Raw genomic sequence first — 14645 nt, forward strand, 5'->3', positions numbered from 1 at the left:
GAATTAAGAACAATATAAAAATGATTTATGAATTAAGAACAATATAAAAATGATTTATTACTTAAAAATTGATAATTCGTATAAAGTTTGAATATCTATTTAGAAATAAACAAGGAGCACACATGCGTTATGCACTTTTACTCCGCGGCATCAATGTCGGCGGGAAAAACAAGGTTGTTATGGCTGATTTGAAGAAAGATTTAGCAGGGTTGGGTTTTGAAAATCCGGTTTCCTACATCAATAGTGGCAATCTTTTCTTTGACAGCGAGGAGCGGGAGGAGAGGATTCGGGAGATTTTGACGGCTTATTTCAGTCGATCTTATGATTTTCCCCTGCCTTTCGTCCTTGTCAGCTCTGCCATGCTTGAAAAAGAAAGAGCCAATCTGCCTACTTGGTGGCAGGATGAAACAGCCTTTCGGCGTGATGTTCTCTTTTATCTGCCGGAGACAGACAGGGAGAGCGTTCAAGAGCTGGCAGGCATCTGGGCGAATGACAAGGAGCAACTGCATTTTGGGCAGACGGCTTTCTTTTATAGCAATGCTGACCAAGCGGACTATCTCAAGTCAAACTACCATAAGAAACTGCTTAAGTCTAGTTTTTACAAGCAGCTGACTATCCGAAACGGCAAGACTTTCCAGAAGATTGTGGAGTTGGTCGGAAATGAGTGAGCAAACTTTGGAAAATGAAAGGTGAGAAAATAGTGAAGCAATGGAAATTTTCAAGTAAAGTTATTTGGTTAGCACTCTATATTTTGTTATTTATCTTTGTCTTACTACATTTTATATTGAGTTTCTTTGGCTTGTCCTTTACTCCGCTCTTGTGGAACAAATGGCTTTTTCTTCTGGCAGCTGTTATATTTTGCCACTTATGGTTTCTCTTCTTGAAAAATAGAGAGTTCCGCTGGTTCCATCTTGTCTGGGCAATTCTGAGTGTATTTCCTGCTCTTTTTGCATGGTTCTTTGTTTTCTTTCATTTCTCCATCATCGGATCAGAAAATTCTGTCCCGATTAATATGGACTATGTTACTAATGACAATGAAATTATTTTGCGAAAGGGCTTTTTATTAGGTGAATACGATGAACACCATGATTTAGTAAATCCCTATATCATGAAAATCAAGGTTAATCGCGTTCGGTATATTGATTAATAATTTGCAAAGGTTCTCTACTCAACAAACTTGCTATGAGCTATTACAATGTCACTGTAAAATTCTCCATTTGTGTCGAAAGGAAAAAATCCATGTCACGTTCCCAAAAAACAATCCTAACAAACATCTGCCTTGTTGAAGATGTGTCGCGCGGTAAAGTCCTAATGCAGTATCGCTCTCCTGAGCGCTATCCTTGGTCTGGATATGCTTTTCCGGGTGGTCATATTGAAAAGGGAGAATCTCTCCATGATTCAGTTGTCCGTGAGATTTTAGAGGAAACGGGGTTAAATATTTCTCATCCGAAATTGGTTGGGGTTAAGAACTGGCATACGGATGAGGGGATTCGCTACATTGTCTTTTGTTACAAAGCGACTGAATATTCTGGTCAGATTCATTCGACAGAAGAGGGCGAGATCTCTTGGGTAGACAAGGAAACCCTGCCACAGCTGGACTTGGCCTACGATATGTTAGAACTTCTGCGTATGATGGAAGATGAGGAACTGTCAGAATATTACTATCACGAGCGCATCAAAGGCGGCTGGCGCAAGAGTATGTATTAAAAAATGTTTCCTTTTGTGTCTGAAGTGCAAAGATAGAAAGGTGGATGACTGTCATGATTTCATTATGGATTGCTATTGTTGCATTTTTTCTTTTGGGCTTAAACCATTTTTTTCCTTCTAGAAATGCTGGATTCGGTTTGAGATTTCCATTTGCTTTTCATACTTTAAAAGGATGGAAGCAGAGCCAATCTAGGTTTTATAGATCAGTGATTTTGCTTAATTTGCTCATTTTTCTTTATTCTTTGTACACAGATTTAAACGAGAATAGGGTCTTGGTCTTGTCAATTATTAGTATTGTATTTTCTGGAATATTAATTTTTTTAATTTCTTTTAAAGAATAGTTTGATTGTTTTATCAGTGATTTTTATAGCGACTATCTATCATTTGAAAGCCGGTTGGCGCAAGAGTATGTACTAAAAAGACTGACTAGGTTGGGACCTAATCAGTCTTTTTCTTGCTTGTTATTTATCCTGTAAAAATCCTAGGTCTCTCAAGGCGGCTTCTACATAGTCCAAATCCTGCTGGGAGTCGGCTTGTACTAGGTGATAGTGGACTCCATCTGTCAGCTCAGATAAGGGGCGAAAGGCACAGGATGCGACTTGCTGGAGAAAATGCTGGACATCGCGGCGGCAGGTCAGCTTCAGGTAAGTCTGGATTTCGCCATAAACTGGATGCTCAATCAAAATAGTCTGTACGCGTCCACCATTGTCCACGATAGCCAGCAACTCAGCTTCCATATCCTCAGCCCCATGCTGAACCTTGAAGAGCTGATGGACAGCAGCATTTTCTTGGCGGTCTTTATAAAGATAGCCACGATTGGTTGAGAGGATGGGGGCACCATCAGCCCGCAAGAGGGCGATATCTTGAACTATAATCTGTCTGGTCACATGGAAATGCTCCGCCAGTGACTGGCCATTGAGGGCAGCAGATGATGTTTTCAAAAGGTCTAATAGTTCTTCTCGTCTTTGCTTGGTCATAGCTTCATTGTAAACCAAAAGTCAGGAATCTTCAAGCTCTAGCGAATCTTTTTCAGCGCTTGATAGATGAACTTAGCAATGACAAAGTCGACCATGCTATGGATGACCGTACCAAGTCCAACCAGACCAAATAAGATATAGAAAGCATTAGCTGGATAGGCAGAAGTCGTGTAAAAGAAAATGCAGACGACCACTTCACCAAAGGCATGAATCAAGGCTAGTAGGAAATTAAATATCCAAGTCTTCTTCTGGCTGTCCAGTGTGTCCGGGTGCTTTTGCAGATAAAGAGCGCCGATGCTAGCAAAGAGCAAGTGGGATAGGGCTCTGAGCGTGATGATAAAAGGAAGTCCGGACATAAAAAATCCAATAGTGGAGCCAATCACGACAATCACCGTCATGAGAGGGGAGATAAACATAGCCAAAAAGATAGCGACATGACTGGCTAAGGTGAAGGAAGCGGGCGGAATGACAATTTTAATCGGCATAACTAGCGGGATAACAATAGCTAGTGCAGTCAAAAAAGCGGTCAGCGTCATAAACTGATTTTTAGATCTTGGTTTCATAGTGACTCCTTTTTATCTGTATATACACTAGTATAGTACACTGTTTTTGCAGAAAGGTCAAGACCTGTAAAAATCCTAAAAGAGATTTGTCAAAATGCTTAAAATAGCTTATACTAGAAAGGTATGGAAATAGGAGTAAACTAGATTTTTAGAATTTAGTTGACCTTCACATCGATTAGTGTTCTGCTGGACTTGAAAAATGAAAGAAGAGCTTAATCATATATAGAAGGCTGGTATGGGAATTTAGCAGCCTTGACTAGAAATGGAGAAGAAAATGAACAACTTACCAAACTGCCCCAAATGTAATTCAGAGTATGTCTACGAAGATGGAACGCTCTTGGTCTGCCCAGAGTGCGCCTATGAGTGGAATCCAGCTGAGGTCCAAGAAGCAGAAGAAGGACCAGTAGCGATCGATGCTAATGGCAATAAGCTGACTGATGGCGACACAGTTACCTTGATTAAGGACCTGAAGGTCAAAGGAGCACCTAAGGATCTCAAGCAGGGAACGCGCGTGAAAAATATCCGCATCGTAGAAGGCGACCATAATATCGACTGTAAGATTGACGGCTTCGGTGCGATGAAGCTCAAGTCAGAGTTTGTTAAGAAAATTTGAGGTCTCTATGAATCGTCGTTTTATCTTAATTTATCGAATTATTCTTTTTATCCTGGCCTTTTTGGGTGTGTATCTGGAAATCACTAAGTATGGCGTGGGCATGCTCATGTACTATACGGTTTTGTCCAATCTCTTGGTCCTGCTCTTTACGGGCTATCTTGTCTATCTGATGACGAGACCGGACGATGCTTGGAAGGCTCCGAAAATCTTGCGAATCAAGGGCGGGGTGACCATGTCCATCATGATTACTTGTGTCGTTTATCACCTCTTGCTAGCCCCAATTGCGACAGATTTTTACCGCCTGGAGAATTTTTTATGTCATTATATAGTACCCTTGGCCTTTCTTCTGGATACAGTAATCTTTGACAAATCGCGTCAGTACCGCTGGTTTGATCCGATTTCTTGGACAAGTGTGCCTTTGGTCTACATGGCCTTTGCTCTCTTTAATGGCTTTTTCTTGAAAATAGATATTCCAAGATCCAAGGACAATCCATTTCCTTACTTTTTCCTCAATGTCTTTAAGAAAGGCTGGCCTTATGTCATCCAGATGTGTCTGATTATCTTTGCAGCCTATCTTGTTTTTGGTTTTGTCTTTTACGGGATAAAATCCATCTCATTCTCAAAAAAGAAGACTTCTTAGAGACATGTACTTGTAGATGAAAAACAGATTTGCTCTGTTTTTTTTATATTGCTTCGATTTTTTCTTGCCAATATCAGATTTGTATGATATAGTTAACTAGTTAATTATTAACTGGTTAAATAAACAGGAGGAAAAAATGAAACACAATCAGAAACTGTTAAGTCTAGCAGGAATCATTCTTGCTTGTAATCTTTGCTTGGCGGCTTGTCAGTCTCAGCCGTCTCAACAGGAAAGCAGTCAAGAAAAGGTGAAGACCAAGCAAGAAGTGAAGAAGAAAAGCAAGGCGACCAAAAAAGGACAAGTTCCTGGTGTTGATAAGCCGACGGATGATGGTTTTCTCTTCAAAAGCGAGTCTCAAATTAAAGCTAGAACTAGTGAAGGTTTGATTTTAGAGCATGATGGCCATACGCACTTTATTTTTTATTCTGACCTAAAGAATAGTAAATGGGCCTATCTGATACCAAAAGATGGGCAAGTGCCTGCAGACTCCCCTCAGCTGGCAAATCAAATGAGCATTGCTGATGATGGCTATGTCTTTAATCCTAGAGACATTGTGTCAGAAGACCAATATGGCTATGTTGTGCGTCACGGGGATCATTTTCATTATATTTTGAAGCAGTCAGTGGGTAATCTTGCACAAGCACCGAGTTATCGTCCAACGCCGTCTAGCAATCCTACGGGGCATGTTTATCAGCCAACGCTTAGACCATCTATTCCCCAGCAGCAAGGGACAACTAAACGTCAGTTTGCTGGGATTGATTATCCTACAAGTGATGGATTCTTATTTAAAGGTACCGGAGTAACTGGCAAGTTGGCTACTGGTTTGCTGGCAGATCATAACGGTCATACTCATTTCATTCCCTATGAGCAGCTGATTGCTTCACCTTGGGAGTCATTGATTCCCGCAGAACATAAGAAAGCTGCTGAAGATGCCTACAATGGCCGACAAGGGCAAACACAGCCTTCGCCAGAACCGTCGCCAGCACCAGCTCCTACACCTGAGCCTTCACCAAATCCATCAGACGAGAAAGAAATTGCTAAGAAAAAGGCCTATTTGGCTCAGCAATTAGGAATCGATGAAAGCCTGATTCAAGTGAGCGATACAGATAAAGGAAAGGTATTTATCTATCCGCATGGCGATCATAGCCATTCGACCTTGGTCAGTGAGATTGATACGACTAAGGCTTTTGATCCTCATGGAAATCCACACGCTCATGACGCAGTTGGTATGGCAACCTTGAAAACTCTAGGATTTGATGATGAAATCATTGAAGATATTTTACATGCTACGGCGGACAGCCCATTCCCATCAGATGAGAAGGATACGGAAAAGATGAAAGCCTGGCTTGCAACTGTGAAATACTTAAATATCGGCCAGCGCAAAGATCCGCTAGAAAGAAAAGGTTTAGAACTGATGCCAAATATTGAAGTTCTGGGAATAGGCTTTACTCCGATAAAGGACATCAGACCAGTGCTGCAATTTAAGCATTTGAAACAGCTATGGATGACAAAGACAGGCGTTACCAACTATGATTTCTTAAAAGAGATTCCGACCTTGGAAGGTTTAGATATTTCCCAGAATGGCATCACCGATTTAACTTTCTTAAAGGATTACCCAAACCTCAAGACAGTCGCAGCAGCGGGAAATGACCTTACCGATATTTCACCGCTGGCGGAGTTGAAAAATCTGGAGTCATTGAACCTTGACTACAATAATATCTCTGATATTTCTGCTTTGACCAAGCTTTCAAAATTAAAAGCGGTAAGTTTAGAGCATAATCAACTACAAGATGTTTCTGCTCTGAGCCAAAAAGAAGATTTAACAAGACTTTTCTTATCCAATAATCCAAACTTAAATCTCAATACCCTCAAAGCTTCCAAACTTGAAGAATTAACATCTGATAATTCCAATGTTGAGAGCTTGAACTTCCTGAAGGATAATCCAAATCTGACAACTCTAAGCCTAAATGGCAATCGTCTGACTTCGCTGGCAGGAGTTGAAGCTGCTAAGAATTTAGTAACTTTGTCCGCAAGTCAAAACAAGATTACATCTTTGGACATTCCAGCCGCTCAGTCTTCCTTGAAGAATTTAAACTTGGCTGAGAATGAGCTGAAAAACTTGGAAGGAATTAATCAGTTTAGGTCTTTAGACAATCTGGCTGTCAACAAGAATAAAATCACAACCTTAGCGCTGCAGGAACCAAATAAGACGGTGACTTATATCAATGTCAGCGACAATCACATCCCTAAAGCAGAGCTTGAATTGAATGAAAATAAAATTCCGAAAGCCTTGGCGCAGCATTTCCCAGATGTTCAGGGTGGCAGCATTGACAATAATAAGCCGGCTGATCCAAAAGAAGAAAACAAGGAAGCGCCTAAGGAAAGTGAGCCTATGAAGACAGATGTCCAAGGGAAGTCAGCCTCAACTGAAGCAAGCAGTCAAGAAGCTTCAAACGATAGCGAGCATCCAGCTGGATCTGCTGAAGCAGAGTTAAACAATCAAGATGAGAATCTAGAAAACTCTTCTAAGCCATCACCAGAAGAAGTGCCAACTGCTGAAAATCCTGAATTAAAAGACGAGCCAGCTCAAGCAGAAGACAAAGAAAATCCAAAGAATTCAAAAGATAAGGAAAAGGCTGAGAAAGAGGCTAGCCACTAATCCTTACCCAGTCAAGCAGAAAAAATACAATTTTTTCTTGAAATAGTTTTGAATTTGTGATATAGTATAAAAAATTAAATAATCCTTTAATTCTATCCAGAGAGATAGACAAGGAGCAAGTAAAAAGATGGGTGGAGTGTAAGCAAGTGCGTCTTGTTTTAGCTTGCCTGACTAGATTTTTCTGAAGTCTCCTTGTAATAAGGAGACTTTTTCTATTGTTTGAGGAGGAAAGAATGAAAACAAAAGAAGTTGTCGATGACATCACCATGAATCGCGCGATTACGCGGATTACCTATGAAATCATCGAGCGCAACAAGGACTTGAACCAAGTGGTCTTGGCTGGCATTAAGACCCGTGGGGTTCACTTGGCTCACCGGATTCAGAAGCGGTTGGTTCAGTTGGAGAATATCGATATTCCAGTCGCAGAAGTAGATACCAAGCCTTTTCGAGATGATATCAAGGTTGAGGAAGATACGACAGTGATTCCAGTAGATATTACCGACCGTCAAGTAATCCTGATTGACGATGTCCTCTACACAGGACGGACCATCCGAGCAGCTATCGACAATCTGGTCAGTCATGGACGTCCCTCTCGGGTTGGTCTGGCTGTCTTGGTAGACCGTGGCCACCGCGAGCTGCCGATACGGGCAGACTATGTCGGCAAGAATATTCCGACTAGCCAAACTGAGGAGATTATCGTTGAGATGACCGAAACTGACGGTCAAGATCGCGTTTTGATTATGGGGGAGTAATTAGCTAAATGAGTCAAGATGTTAAGTATGATGTGCATGATATGCCAAAGCCAGGTTTGCTTTTAGGACTATCCTTTCAGCACTTGTTCGCCATGTTTGGGGCGACAGTCTTGGTACCGATTCTGGTGGGAATTGACCCAGCGGTAGCCCTCTTTTCCAGCGGTCTGGGAACACTGGCCCATCTGACTGTTACCAAGTACAAAATTCCAGCCTACATGGGATCCAGCTTTGCTTATATCGCAGCCATGCAGATGCTGATGAAGACAGATGGTATCGGAGCGGTTGCTCAGGGAGCCATCACTGGTGGTTTGGTTTACTTTATCGTAGCACTGATTGTCAAGTTTGCTGGTAATGCTTGGATTGACAAGGTGCTGCCTCCAGTAGTGGTAGGGCCTATCATCATGGTCATCGGTCTGAGCTTGGCTGGAACAGCTGTTAGCGATGTGATGAACAAGACTCTAGCTAATGGCGAAAAGGTTTATGATTTGACCCACTTCATTATTGGTATGGTCACTCTCTTAGCAGTCATTCTCTTTAATATCTATGGTAAGAAGATTGTGGGAATCATCCCAGTCTTGCTAGGTCTGATAGTCGGCTACATCTTTAGCTTGATTCTAGGAATCGTGACTGGGCAGGAAATCGTTTCTTTTGCCAAGGTAGGAGAAGCTTCTTGGTTCCACCTTCCGCCCATGAGTCTGCCTTTCTTGGACTATGATGTGAAATTTTATCCTAGTGCGATTTTAACTATGGCGCCTATCGCCTTTGTAACCATGACGGAACACTTCGGGCATGTCATGGTACTGAATAGCTTGACAGGTAAGGACTTCTTCAAGGATCCAGGACTGGACAAGACCTTGACTGGTGATGGTCTGGCTCAGATTATTGCAGGGCTTTTCGGAGCACCGCCAGTTACTAGCTACGGAGAGAATATCGGAGTTATGGCGCTCAATAAAATCTACAGCGTCTATGTCATTGCAGGTGCAGCGGTACTGGCTATTGTCATGAGCTTTGTAGGCAAGGTCTCAGCCCTGCTCCAATCCATTCCGAGTCCTGTACTGGGAGGTATTTCTATCGCCCTCTTTGGGGTAATTGCTTCGAGCGGTCTCAAGATTCTGATCGAAGCACAGACCAATTTTGACAATAAAAAGAATCTCTTGATTGCCAGTGTCATCTTGGTATCTGGTATCGGCGGTCTGACCTTGCAGCTGTCGGGTCTGCAAATCTCAGGAGTTGCCTTGTCAACTATTCTGGGAATTGTACTCTATCTTGTCCTGCCTGAGCCCAAGGATTGAGCTAGGTGCTAAATCATTAACTTTCGTTCAAAATAGCTTGCTCTCAGAGCGACTTTACTTGCAGCACTCTGGAAGCCCTCATTCTTTCATAAAGGAGAATTACATCATGTCATCCAATCAAATCGCTCTTAAGAACCTTGTTTCTATGGAAACTCTGTCAAATGAAGAAGTTATGGCCTTGATTAAACGCGGAATCGAATTTAAAAATGGCGCTAAAGTCCATTATGATGAGCAGCATATCGTGTCTAACCTCTTCTTTGAACCTTCGACTCGTACCCACAAGGCCTTTGAGGTAGCGGAGTTGAAGTTAGGCTGCGATCTTCTGGACTTTGATGTCAAGACCAGCTCGGTCAATAAAGGAGAAACCTTGTATGACACTATCCTGACCATGTCTGCCCTTGGCGTTGATGTTTGTGTCATTCGCCACCCGGAAGTGGATTATTACAAAGAGCTAGTGGAAAGCCCAACCATTACGACTTCTATTGTTAACGGAGGAGACGGTTCTGGTCAGCATCCTAGCCAAAGCTTGCTGGATCTGATGACCATTTATCAAGAGTTTGGTCGCTTTGAAGGCCTCAAGGTTGCGATTGCTGGTGACTTGGACCATTCGCGCGTGGCTAAGTCAAATATGCAGATTCTCAAGCGCTTGGGTGCAGAGCTCTACTTTGCAGGTCCGGAAGAATGGCGGAGCCAGGAGTTTGCGGACTATGGTAAGTTTGTCACTATTGATGAGGTGATTGAAGAAGTGGATGTCATGATGTTCCTGCGCGTGCAGCATGAGCGCCATGACTACGAGTCCATCTTTTCTAAAGAAAATTACCACAGACTGCATGGGCTGACTCAAGAGCGGTATGACCGCATGAAAGATACGGCGATTCTGATGCATCCAGCTCCAGTTAACCGCGATGTAGAAATTGCGGATCATTTGGTCGAAGCACCAAAATCGCGTATCGTTGAACAAATGACCAACGGCGTCTTTGTTAGAATGGCTATTATCGAAGCAGTTCTGAAAGGCCGTCAATAATCTCGGACAGTAGGCCGGGAGTGGGTGAAGCTGTGTGAAGCAATCCCACTCCCTATTATTATATATCTTATGTGGATGGTCGTGGGCGGTCTGCATCTTGGACAGGAGGGAACAATGGCAAAGAGACTTTTAATATTAGAAAATGGCATGATCTTCGAAGGGGAAGCTTTTGGAGCGGATCTTTTTGTGACAGGCGAAATCGTCTTTAACACAGGCATGACAGGTTATCAGGAATCAATTACGGATCAGTCTTATAACGGCCAGATTTTGACCTTTACCTATCCCTTGGTTGGAAATTATGGTGTCAATCGGGACGACTATGAATCCATTCTGCCGACCTGCAAGGGAGTGGTGGTCTATGAGTATGCACGTCGTGCCAGCAATTGGCGCCAGCAATTGTCTTTGGATGAGTTCCTCAAAATCAAAAAGATACCAGGCATTTCGGGAATTGATACAAGGGCACTAACCAAGATTATCCGCCAGCATGGAACCATGCGGGCAACCATTGCCAATGCAGAGGATAGCATTGAGCATTTGCAAGACCAGCTGCAGGCGACAGTTCTGCCGACTGATAACATCAAGCAGGTGTCTACCAAGCAGTCCTATCCAGCTCCGGGAACGGGTCGCAGTGTTGTATTGGTTGACTTTGGTCTCAAACATTCTATCCTGCGGGAGTTAGCTAAGCGCAACTGCAGCGTGACAGTAGTGCCTTATGATACCAGAGCTGAGGAAATTCTCCAGCTCAATCCTGACGGCGTCATGCTGTCCAATGGACCGGGAAATCCGGAAGATGTGCCGGAGGCTCTGGACATGATTCGTGGTGTTCAGGGCAAGATTCCAATTTTTGGGATCTGTATGGGACATCAGCTCTTCTCCATGGCTAACGGTGCCAAGACGCATAAGATGAAGTTCGGCCACCGTGGCTTCAACCATGCGGTACGCGAGATTGCGACAGGCCGAGTTGACTTTACCAGTCAAAATCACGGCTATGCAGTCAGTCGTGAGGATTTGCCAGAATGCCTGATTGTGACTCATGAAGAAATCAATGATAAGTCTGTCGAAGGTGTGCGCCATCGGGACTATCCAGCTTTTTCTGTGCAGTTCCACCCGGATGCTGCGCCGGGACCGCATGATGCAGACTATCTCTTTGATGAGTTTATGGAAATGATGGATGCCCATCAGGCTTACTAGGAAGCAAGATTGAGAGGTGCACTATGCCAAAACGTAAAGATATTCAGAAAATTATGGTCATTGGTTCTGGTCCTATCGTTATTGGTCAGGCTGCAGAGTTTGACTATGCTGGGACTCAGGCTTGCCTGTCCTTGAAAGAAGAGGGCTACAGTGTTGTCTTGGTTAATTCTAACCCAGCGACCATCATGACGGACAAGGAAATTGCGGACCGAGTTTATATCGAGCCTATAACGCTGGAGTTTGTTGCGCGGATTTTGCGTAAGGAGCGGCCAGATGCTCTGCTGCCTACTTTGGGCGGCCAGACCGGACTCAATATGGCCATGGAACTATCCAAGTCAGGACTTTTAGAAGAGCTGGGAGTGGAACTCTTGGGGACAAAGCTGTCAGCCATTGACCAAGCGGAAGACCGGGATCTCTTCAAGCAGCTGATGGAAGAGCTAGGTCAGCCCATCCCTGAGTCAGAAATTGTCAATACAGTGGATGAAGCACTGGAATTTGCGGCTGGCATCGGCTATCCAGTCATTGTCCGCCCGGCATTTACACTGGGAGGAACTGGCGGCGGTATCTGTAGCAATGAAGAAGAGCTGCAGGAAATCGCAGAAAACGGCCTCAAACTCTCTCCAGTGACTCAGTGTCTGATCGAGCGCTCCATAGCAGGCTTTAAGGAAATCGAATACGAAGTCATGCGGGATGGCGCCGACAATGCGCTGGTCGTATGTAATATGGAAAACTTTGATCCAGTCGGCATCCACACAGGTGATTCTATCGTTTTTGCACCTAGTCAGACCATCTCAGACTATGAATACCAGATGCTGCGGGACGCTAGTCTTAAGATTATCCGTGCGCTGAAGATTGAGGGGGGCTGTAATGTGCAGCTGGCTCTGGACCCGCATAGTTTCAAATACTATGTTATCGAGGTCAATCCACGGGTTTCCCGCTCATCAGCCCTTGCCTCTAAGGCGACCGGCTATCCGATTGCCAAGTTGGCAGCGAAAATCGCGGTCGGGCTTACATTGGATGAAATCATCAATCCAGTGACAGGCTCTACCTATGCCATGTTTGAGCCGGCTCTGGACTATGTGGTCGCTAAGATTCCACGCTTTCCATTTGATAAATTTGAGCAGGGTGAGCGCCGTCTGGGAACCCAGATGAAGGCGACAGGGGAAGTCATGGCTATCGGGCGCAATATTGAGGAGAGTCTGCTCAAGGCCTGCCGTTCTTTGGAAGTTGGTGTGAACCACAACGAGCTGCCTGCTCTCAGTCAAGTAAGCGATGATGAGCTGATGAGGAAGATTGTCAAGGCGCAAGATGACCGACTTTTCTATATCTCAGAGGCTATCCGCCGTGGTTACAGTCCGGATGAAATTGCTGAGCTGACCAAGATTGATGTCTTTTTCCTGGATAAGCTGCTTCATATTTACGAAATCGAGCAGGAGCTGGCCAGTCATATCGGAGATAGTTATGTGCTTAAGAAAGCCAAACAAAATGGCTTTGCGGATACTAAGATTGCAGCCTTGTGGGACATGACAGCTGAGCAGGTACGTCGCATCCGACAGGAGCAGAAGATTGTGCCGGTTTACAAGATGGTGGATACCTGTGCTGCTGAGTTCGAGTCTGCGACACCATATTTGTACTCCACCTATGGCTTTGAAAATGAATCTGTCAAATCCAGCAAGGAATCTGTTCTGGTGCTGGGCTCAGGTCCTATCCGAATCGGGCAGGGAGTCGAGTTTGACTATGCGACTGTTCATTCTGTAAAGGCTATTCAGGCAGCAGGCTATGAAGCGATTATCATGAACAGCAATCCGGAGACTGTATCGACTGACTTTTCTGTCTCTGATAAGCTCTACTTTGAGCCGCTGACCTTTGAAGATGTCATGAATGTCATTGAGCTGGAGCAGCCTAAAGGTGTTATCGTTCAGTTTGGCGGACAGACAGCCATTAATCTGGCAGAGCCTCTATCCAAGGCTGGTGTGAAGATTTTAGGCACCCAAGTAGCGGACTTGGATCGAGCTGAGGATCGGGATCTCTTTGAGCAAGCTCTGAAGGAGCTGGATATTCCGCAGCCGCTAGGTCAGACTGCCACTAATGAAGAGGAGGCAGTAGAGGCTGCTCGTAAGATTGGCTTCCCTGTTCTAGTGCGACCTTCCTATGTCTTGGGTGGCCGTGCTATGGAAATCGTAGAAAACGAAGCGGATCTACGCTCTTATATGCGGACAGCGGTTAAGGCCAGTCCAGACCATCCGGTTTTGGTGGATTCTTACATTGTTGGGGATGAGTGTGAAGTGGATGCCATTTCTGATGGTCGTCAGGTCTTGATTCCTGGGATTATGGAGCATATCGAGCGGGCAGGGGTTCACTCAGGGGATTCCATGGCGGCTTATCCGCCGCAAACCCTATCGCAGAAAGTCAAGGATACCATTGCAGACTATACCAAACGTTTGGCTCTGGGACTCAACTGTATCGGCATGATGAATATTCAGTTCGTCATCAAAGATGAGCAGGTCTATGTCATTGAGGTCAATCCGCGTGCCAGCCGGACTGTTCCTTTCTTGTCCAAGGTGACTGATATTCCGATGGCGCAAGTAGCGACTCGTTTGATCCTTGGAGAAAGTCTGGCAGAGCTGGGTTATGAAGACGGTCTTCATCCAGAAAGTTCCATGGTTCATATCAAGGCGCCAGTCTTCTCCTTTACCAAGCTAGCGAAGGTTGACAGTCTTTTGGGACCTGAGATGAAGTCTACCGGCGAAGTCATGGGCAGTGATCGCACGCTCGAAAAAGCACTCTACAAGGCTTTTGAGGCTTCCTATCTCCATTTGCCAAACTTTGGTAATGTCGTCTTTACTATTGCAGATGACAGCAAGGAAGAAGCCCTGCAGCTGGCTCAGCGTTTTGCCAATATTGGCTATGGAATCTGGGCAACCAAGGGAACAGCCTCTTATTTTGAAAATCATGGTCTCCATGTTCGTCTGGTGGAAAAAATCGGCAGTGATGATAACAAGGACATCCCAGCCTATATCCGCAAGGGCAAGGTTCAGGCTATTATCAACACGGTCGGAACCAAGCGGACAGCTGACAAGCATGGTCAAATTATCCGTAGCTCAGCTATTGAGCATGGAGTGCCACTCTTCACAGCCTTGGACACAGCTGATGCCATGCTGAAGGTACTGGAAAGCCGCAGTTTCACTACAGAAGCGATATAGAGCTGGAGTTTTCAGTTCCAGATT

Annotated in this window: 14 protein-coding genes; 12 read left to right on the forward strand and 2 right to left on the reverse strand. The window is 44.5% G+C overall.

The genetic code is table 11. The annotated features are described in order from the left end of the window. Positions 1-122: 122 nt before the first annotated feature. From D8886_RS08045 to D8886_RS08060, 4 genes are all read left to right on the forward strand, one after another. Complete coding sequence (locus tag D8886_RS08045) at positions 123-668, forward strand: DUF1697 domain-containing protein (protein WP_125435010.1); 546 nt, start codon at positions 123-125, stop codon at positions 666-668. 32 nt (positions 669-700) lie between these two features. Next, a complete protein-coding gene (locus D8886_RS08050; protein WP_125435012.1) occupies positions 701-1147 on the forward strand; it encodes a hypothetical protein in 447 nt (148 codons plus the stop codon). A gap of 92 nt (positions 1148-1239) precedes the next feature. Continuing rightward, positions 1240-1707 (forward strand): 8-oxo-dGTP diphosphatase, encoded by a 468-nt coding sequence (locus tag D8886_RS08055; protein ID WP_125435013.1) that lies wholly within the window; start codon positions 1240-1242, stop codon positions 1705-1707. Positions 1708-1751: 44 nt separating this feature from the next. Continuing rightward, positions 1752-2048 carry a hypothetical protein gene (locus D8886_RS08060; protein ID WP_002912660.1) on the forward strand — a complete coding sequence of 99 codons (297 nt, stop codon included), beginning with the start codon at positions 1752-1754 and terminating at the stop codon, positions 2046-2048. Between the two features lie 120 nt (positions 2049-2168). Here the strand turns inward: D8886_RS08060 and D8886_RS08065 are convergent, their stop codons facing one another. Both D8886_RS08065 and D8886_RS08070 read right to left on the reverse strand, forming a co-directional pair. Next, the gene (locus D8886_RS08065) at positions 2169-2702 is read right to left on the reverse strand and encodes a transcription repressor NadR (RefSeq protein WP_185761276.1); all 534 of its coding nucleotides are present in this window, start codon (positions 2700-2702) and stop codon (positions 2169-2171) included. Positions 2703-2722: 20 nt separating this feature from the next. Next, the gene (locus tag D8886_RS08070) at positions 2723-3247 is read right to left on the reverse strand and encodes an ECF transporter S component (RefSeq protein WP_125435015.1); all 525 of its coding nucleotides are present in this window, start codon (positions 3245-3247) and stop codon (positions 2723-2725) included. Between the two features lie 274 nt (positions 3248-3521). Between D8886_RS08070 and D8886_RS08075 the strand changes: the two genes are divergently transcribed. From D8886_RS08075 to carB, 8 genes are all read left to right on the forward strand, one after another. Further along, complete coding sequence (locus D8886_RS08075; protein WP_002920966.1) at positions 3522-3860, forward strand: zinc ribbon domain-containing protein YjdM; 339 nt, start codon at positions 3522-3524, stop codon at positions 3858-3860. Between the two features lie 7 nt (positions 3861-3867). After that, positions 3868-4500 carry a Pr6Pr family membrane protein gene (locus D8886_RS08080; protein ID WP_125435016.1) on the forward strand — a complete coding sequence of 211 codons (633 nt, stop codon included), beginning with the start codon at positions 3868-3870 and terminating at the stop codon, positions 4498-4500. 136 nt (positions 4501-4636) lie between these two features. Further along, a complete protein-coding gene (locus tag D8886_RS08085; protein ID WP_125435018.1) occupies positions 4637-7159 on the forward strand; it encodes a pneumococcal-type histidine triad protein in 2523 nt (840 codons plus the stop codon). A 233-nt stretch (positions 7160-7392) separates the two neighbouring features. Beyond that, positions 7393-7911, forward strand: coding sequence for a bifunctional pyr operon transcriptional regulator/uracil phosphoribosyltransferase PyrR (pyrR, locus tag D8886_RS08090; RefSeq protein WP_002900180.1), 519 nt, complete (start codon positions 7393-7395; stop codon positions 7909-7911). A gap of 8 nt (positions 7912-7919) precedes the next feature. Then, positions 7920-9203: a uracil-xanthine permease family protein gene (locus D8886_RS08095; protein ID WP_125435020.1), complete on the forward strand. Its 1284-nt coding sequence runs from the start codon at positions 7920-7922 to the stop codon at positions 9201-9203. Between the two features lie 106 nt (positions 9204-9309). Next, complete coding sequence (locus tag D8886_RS08100) at positions 9310-10227, forward strand: aspartate carbamoyltransferase catalytic subunit (RefSeq protein WP_002895276.1); 918 nt, start codon at positions 9310-9312, stop codon at positions 10225-10227. Between the two features lie 114 nt (positions 10228-10341). Beyond that, a complete protein-coding gene (locus D8886_RS08105) occupies positions 10342-11418 on the forward strand; it encodes a carbamoyl phosphate synthase small subunit (protein WP_032914151.1) in 1077 nt (358 codons plus the stop codon). 23 nt (positions 11419-11441) lie between these two features. Next, positions 11442-14621 carry a carbamoyl-phosphate synthase large subunit gene (gene carB / locus D8886_RS08110; RefSeq protein ID WP_125435024.1) on the forward strand — a complete coding sequence of 1060 codons (3180 nt, stop codon included), beginning with the start codon at positions 11442-11444 and terminating at the stop codon, positions 14619-14621. Positions 14622-14645: the final 24 nt, after the last annotated feature.

This window comes from Streptococcus sanguinis (assembly GCF_003943655.1).
GTDB lineage: Bacteria > Bacillota > Bacilli > Lactobacillales > Streptococcaceae > Streptococcus > Streptococcus sanguinis_F.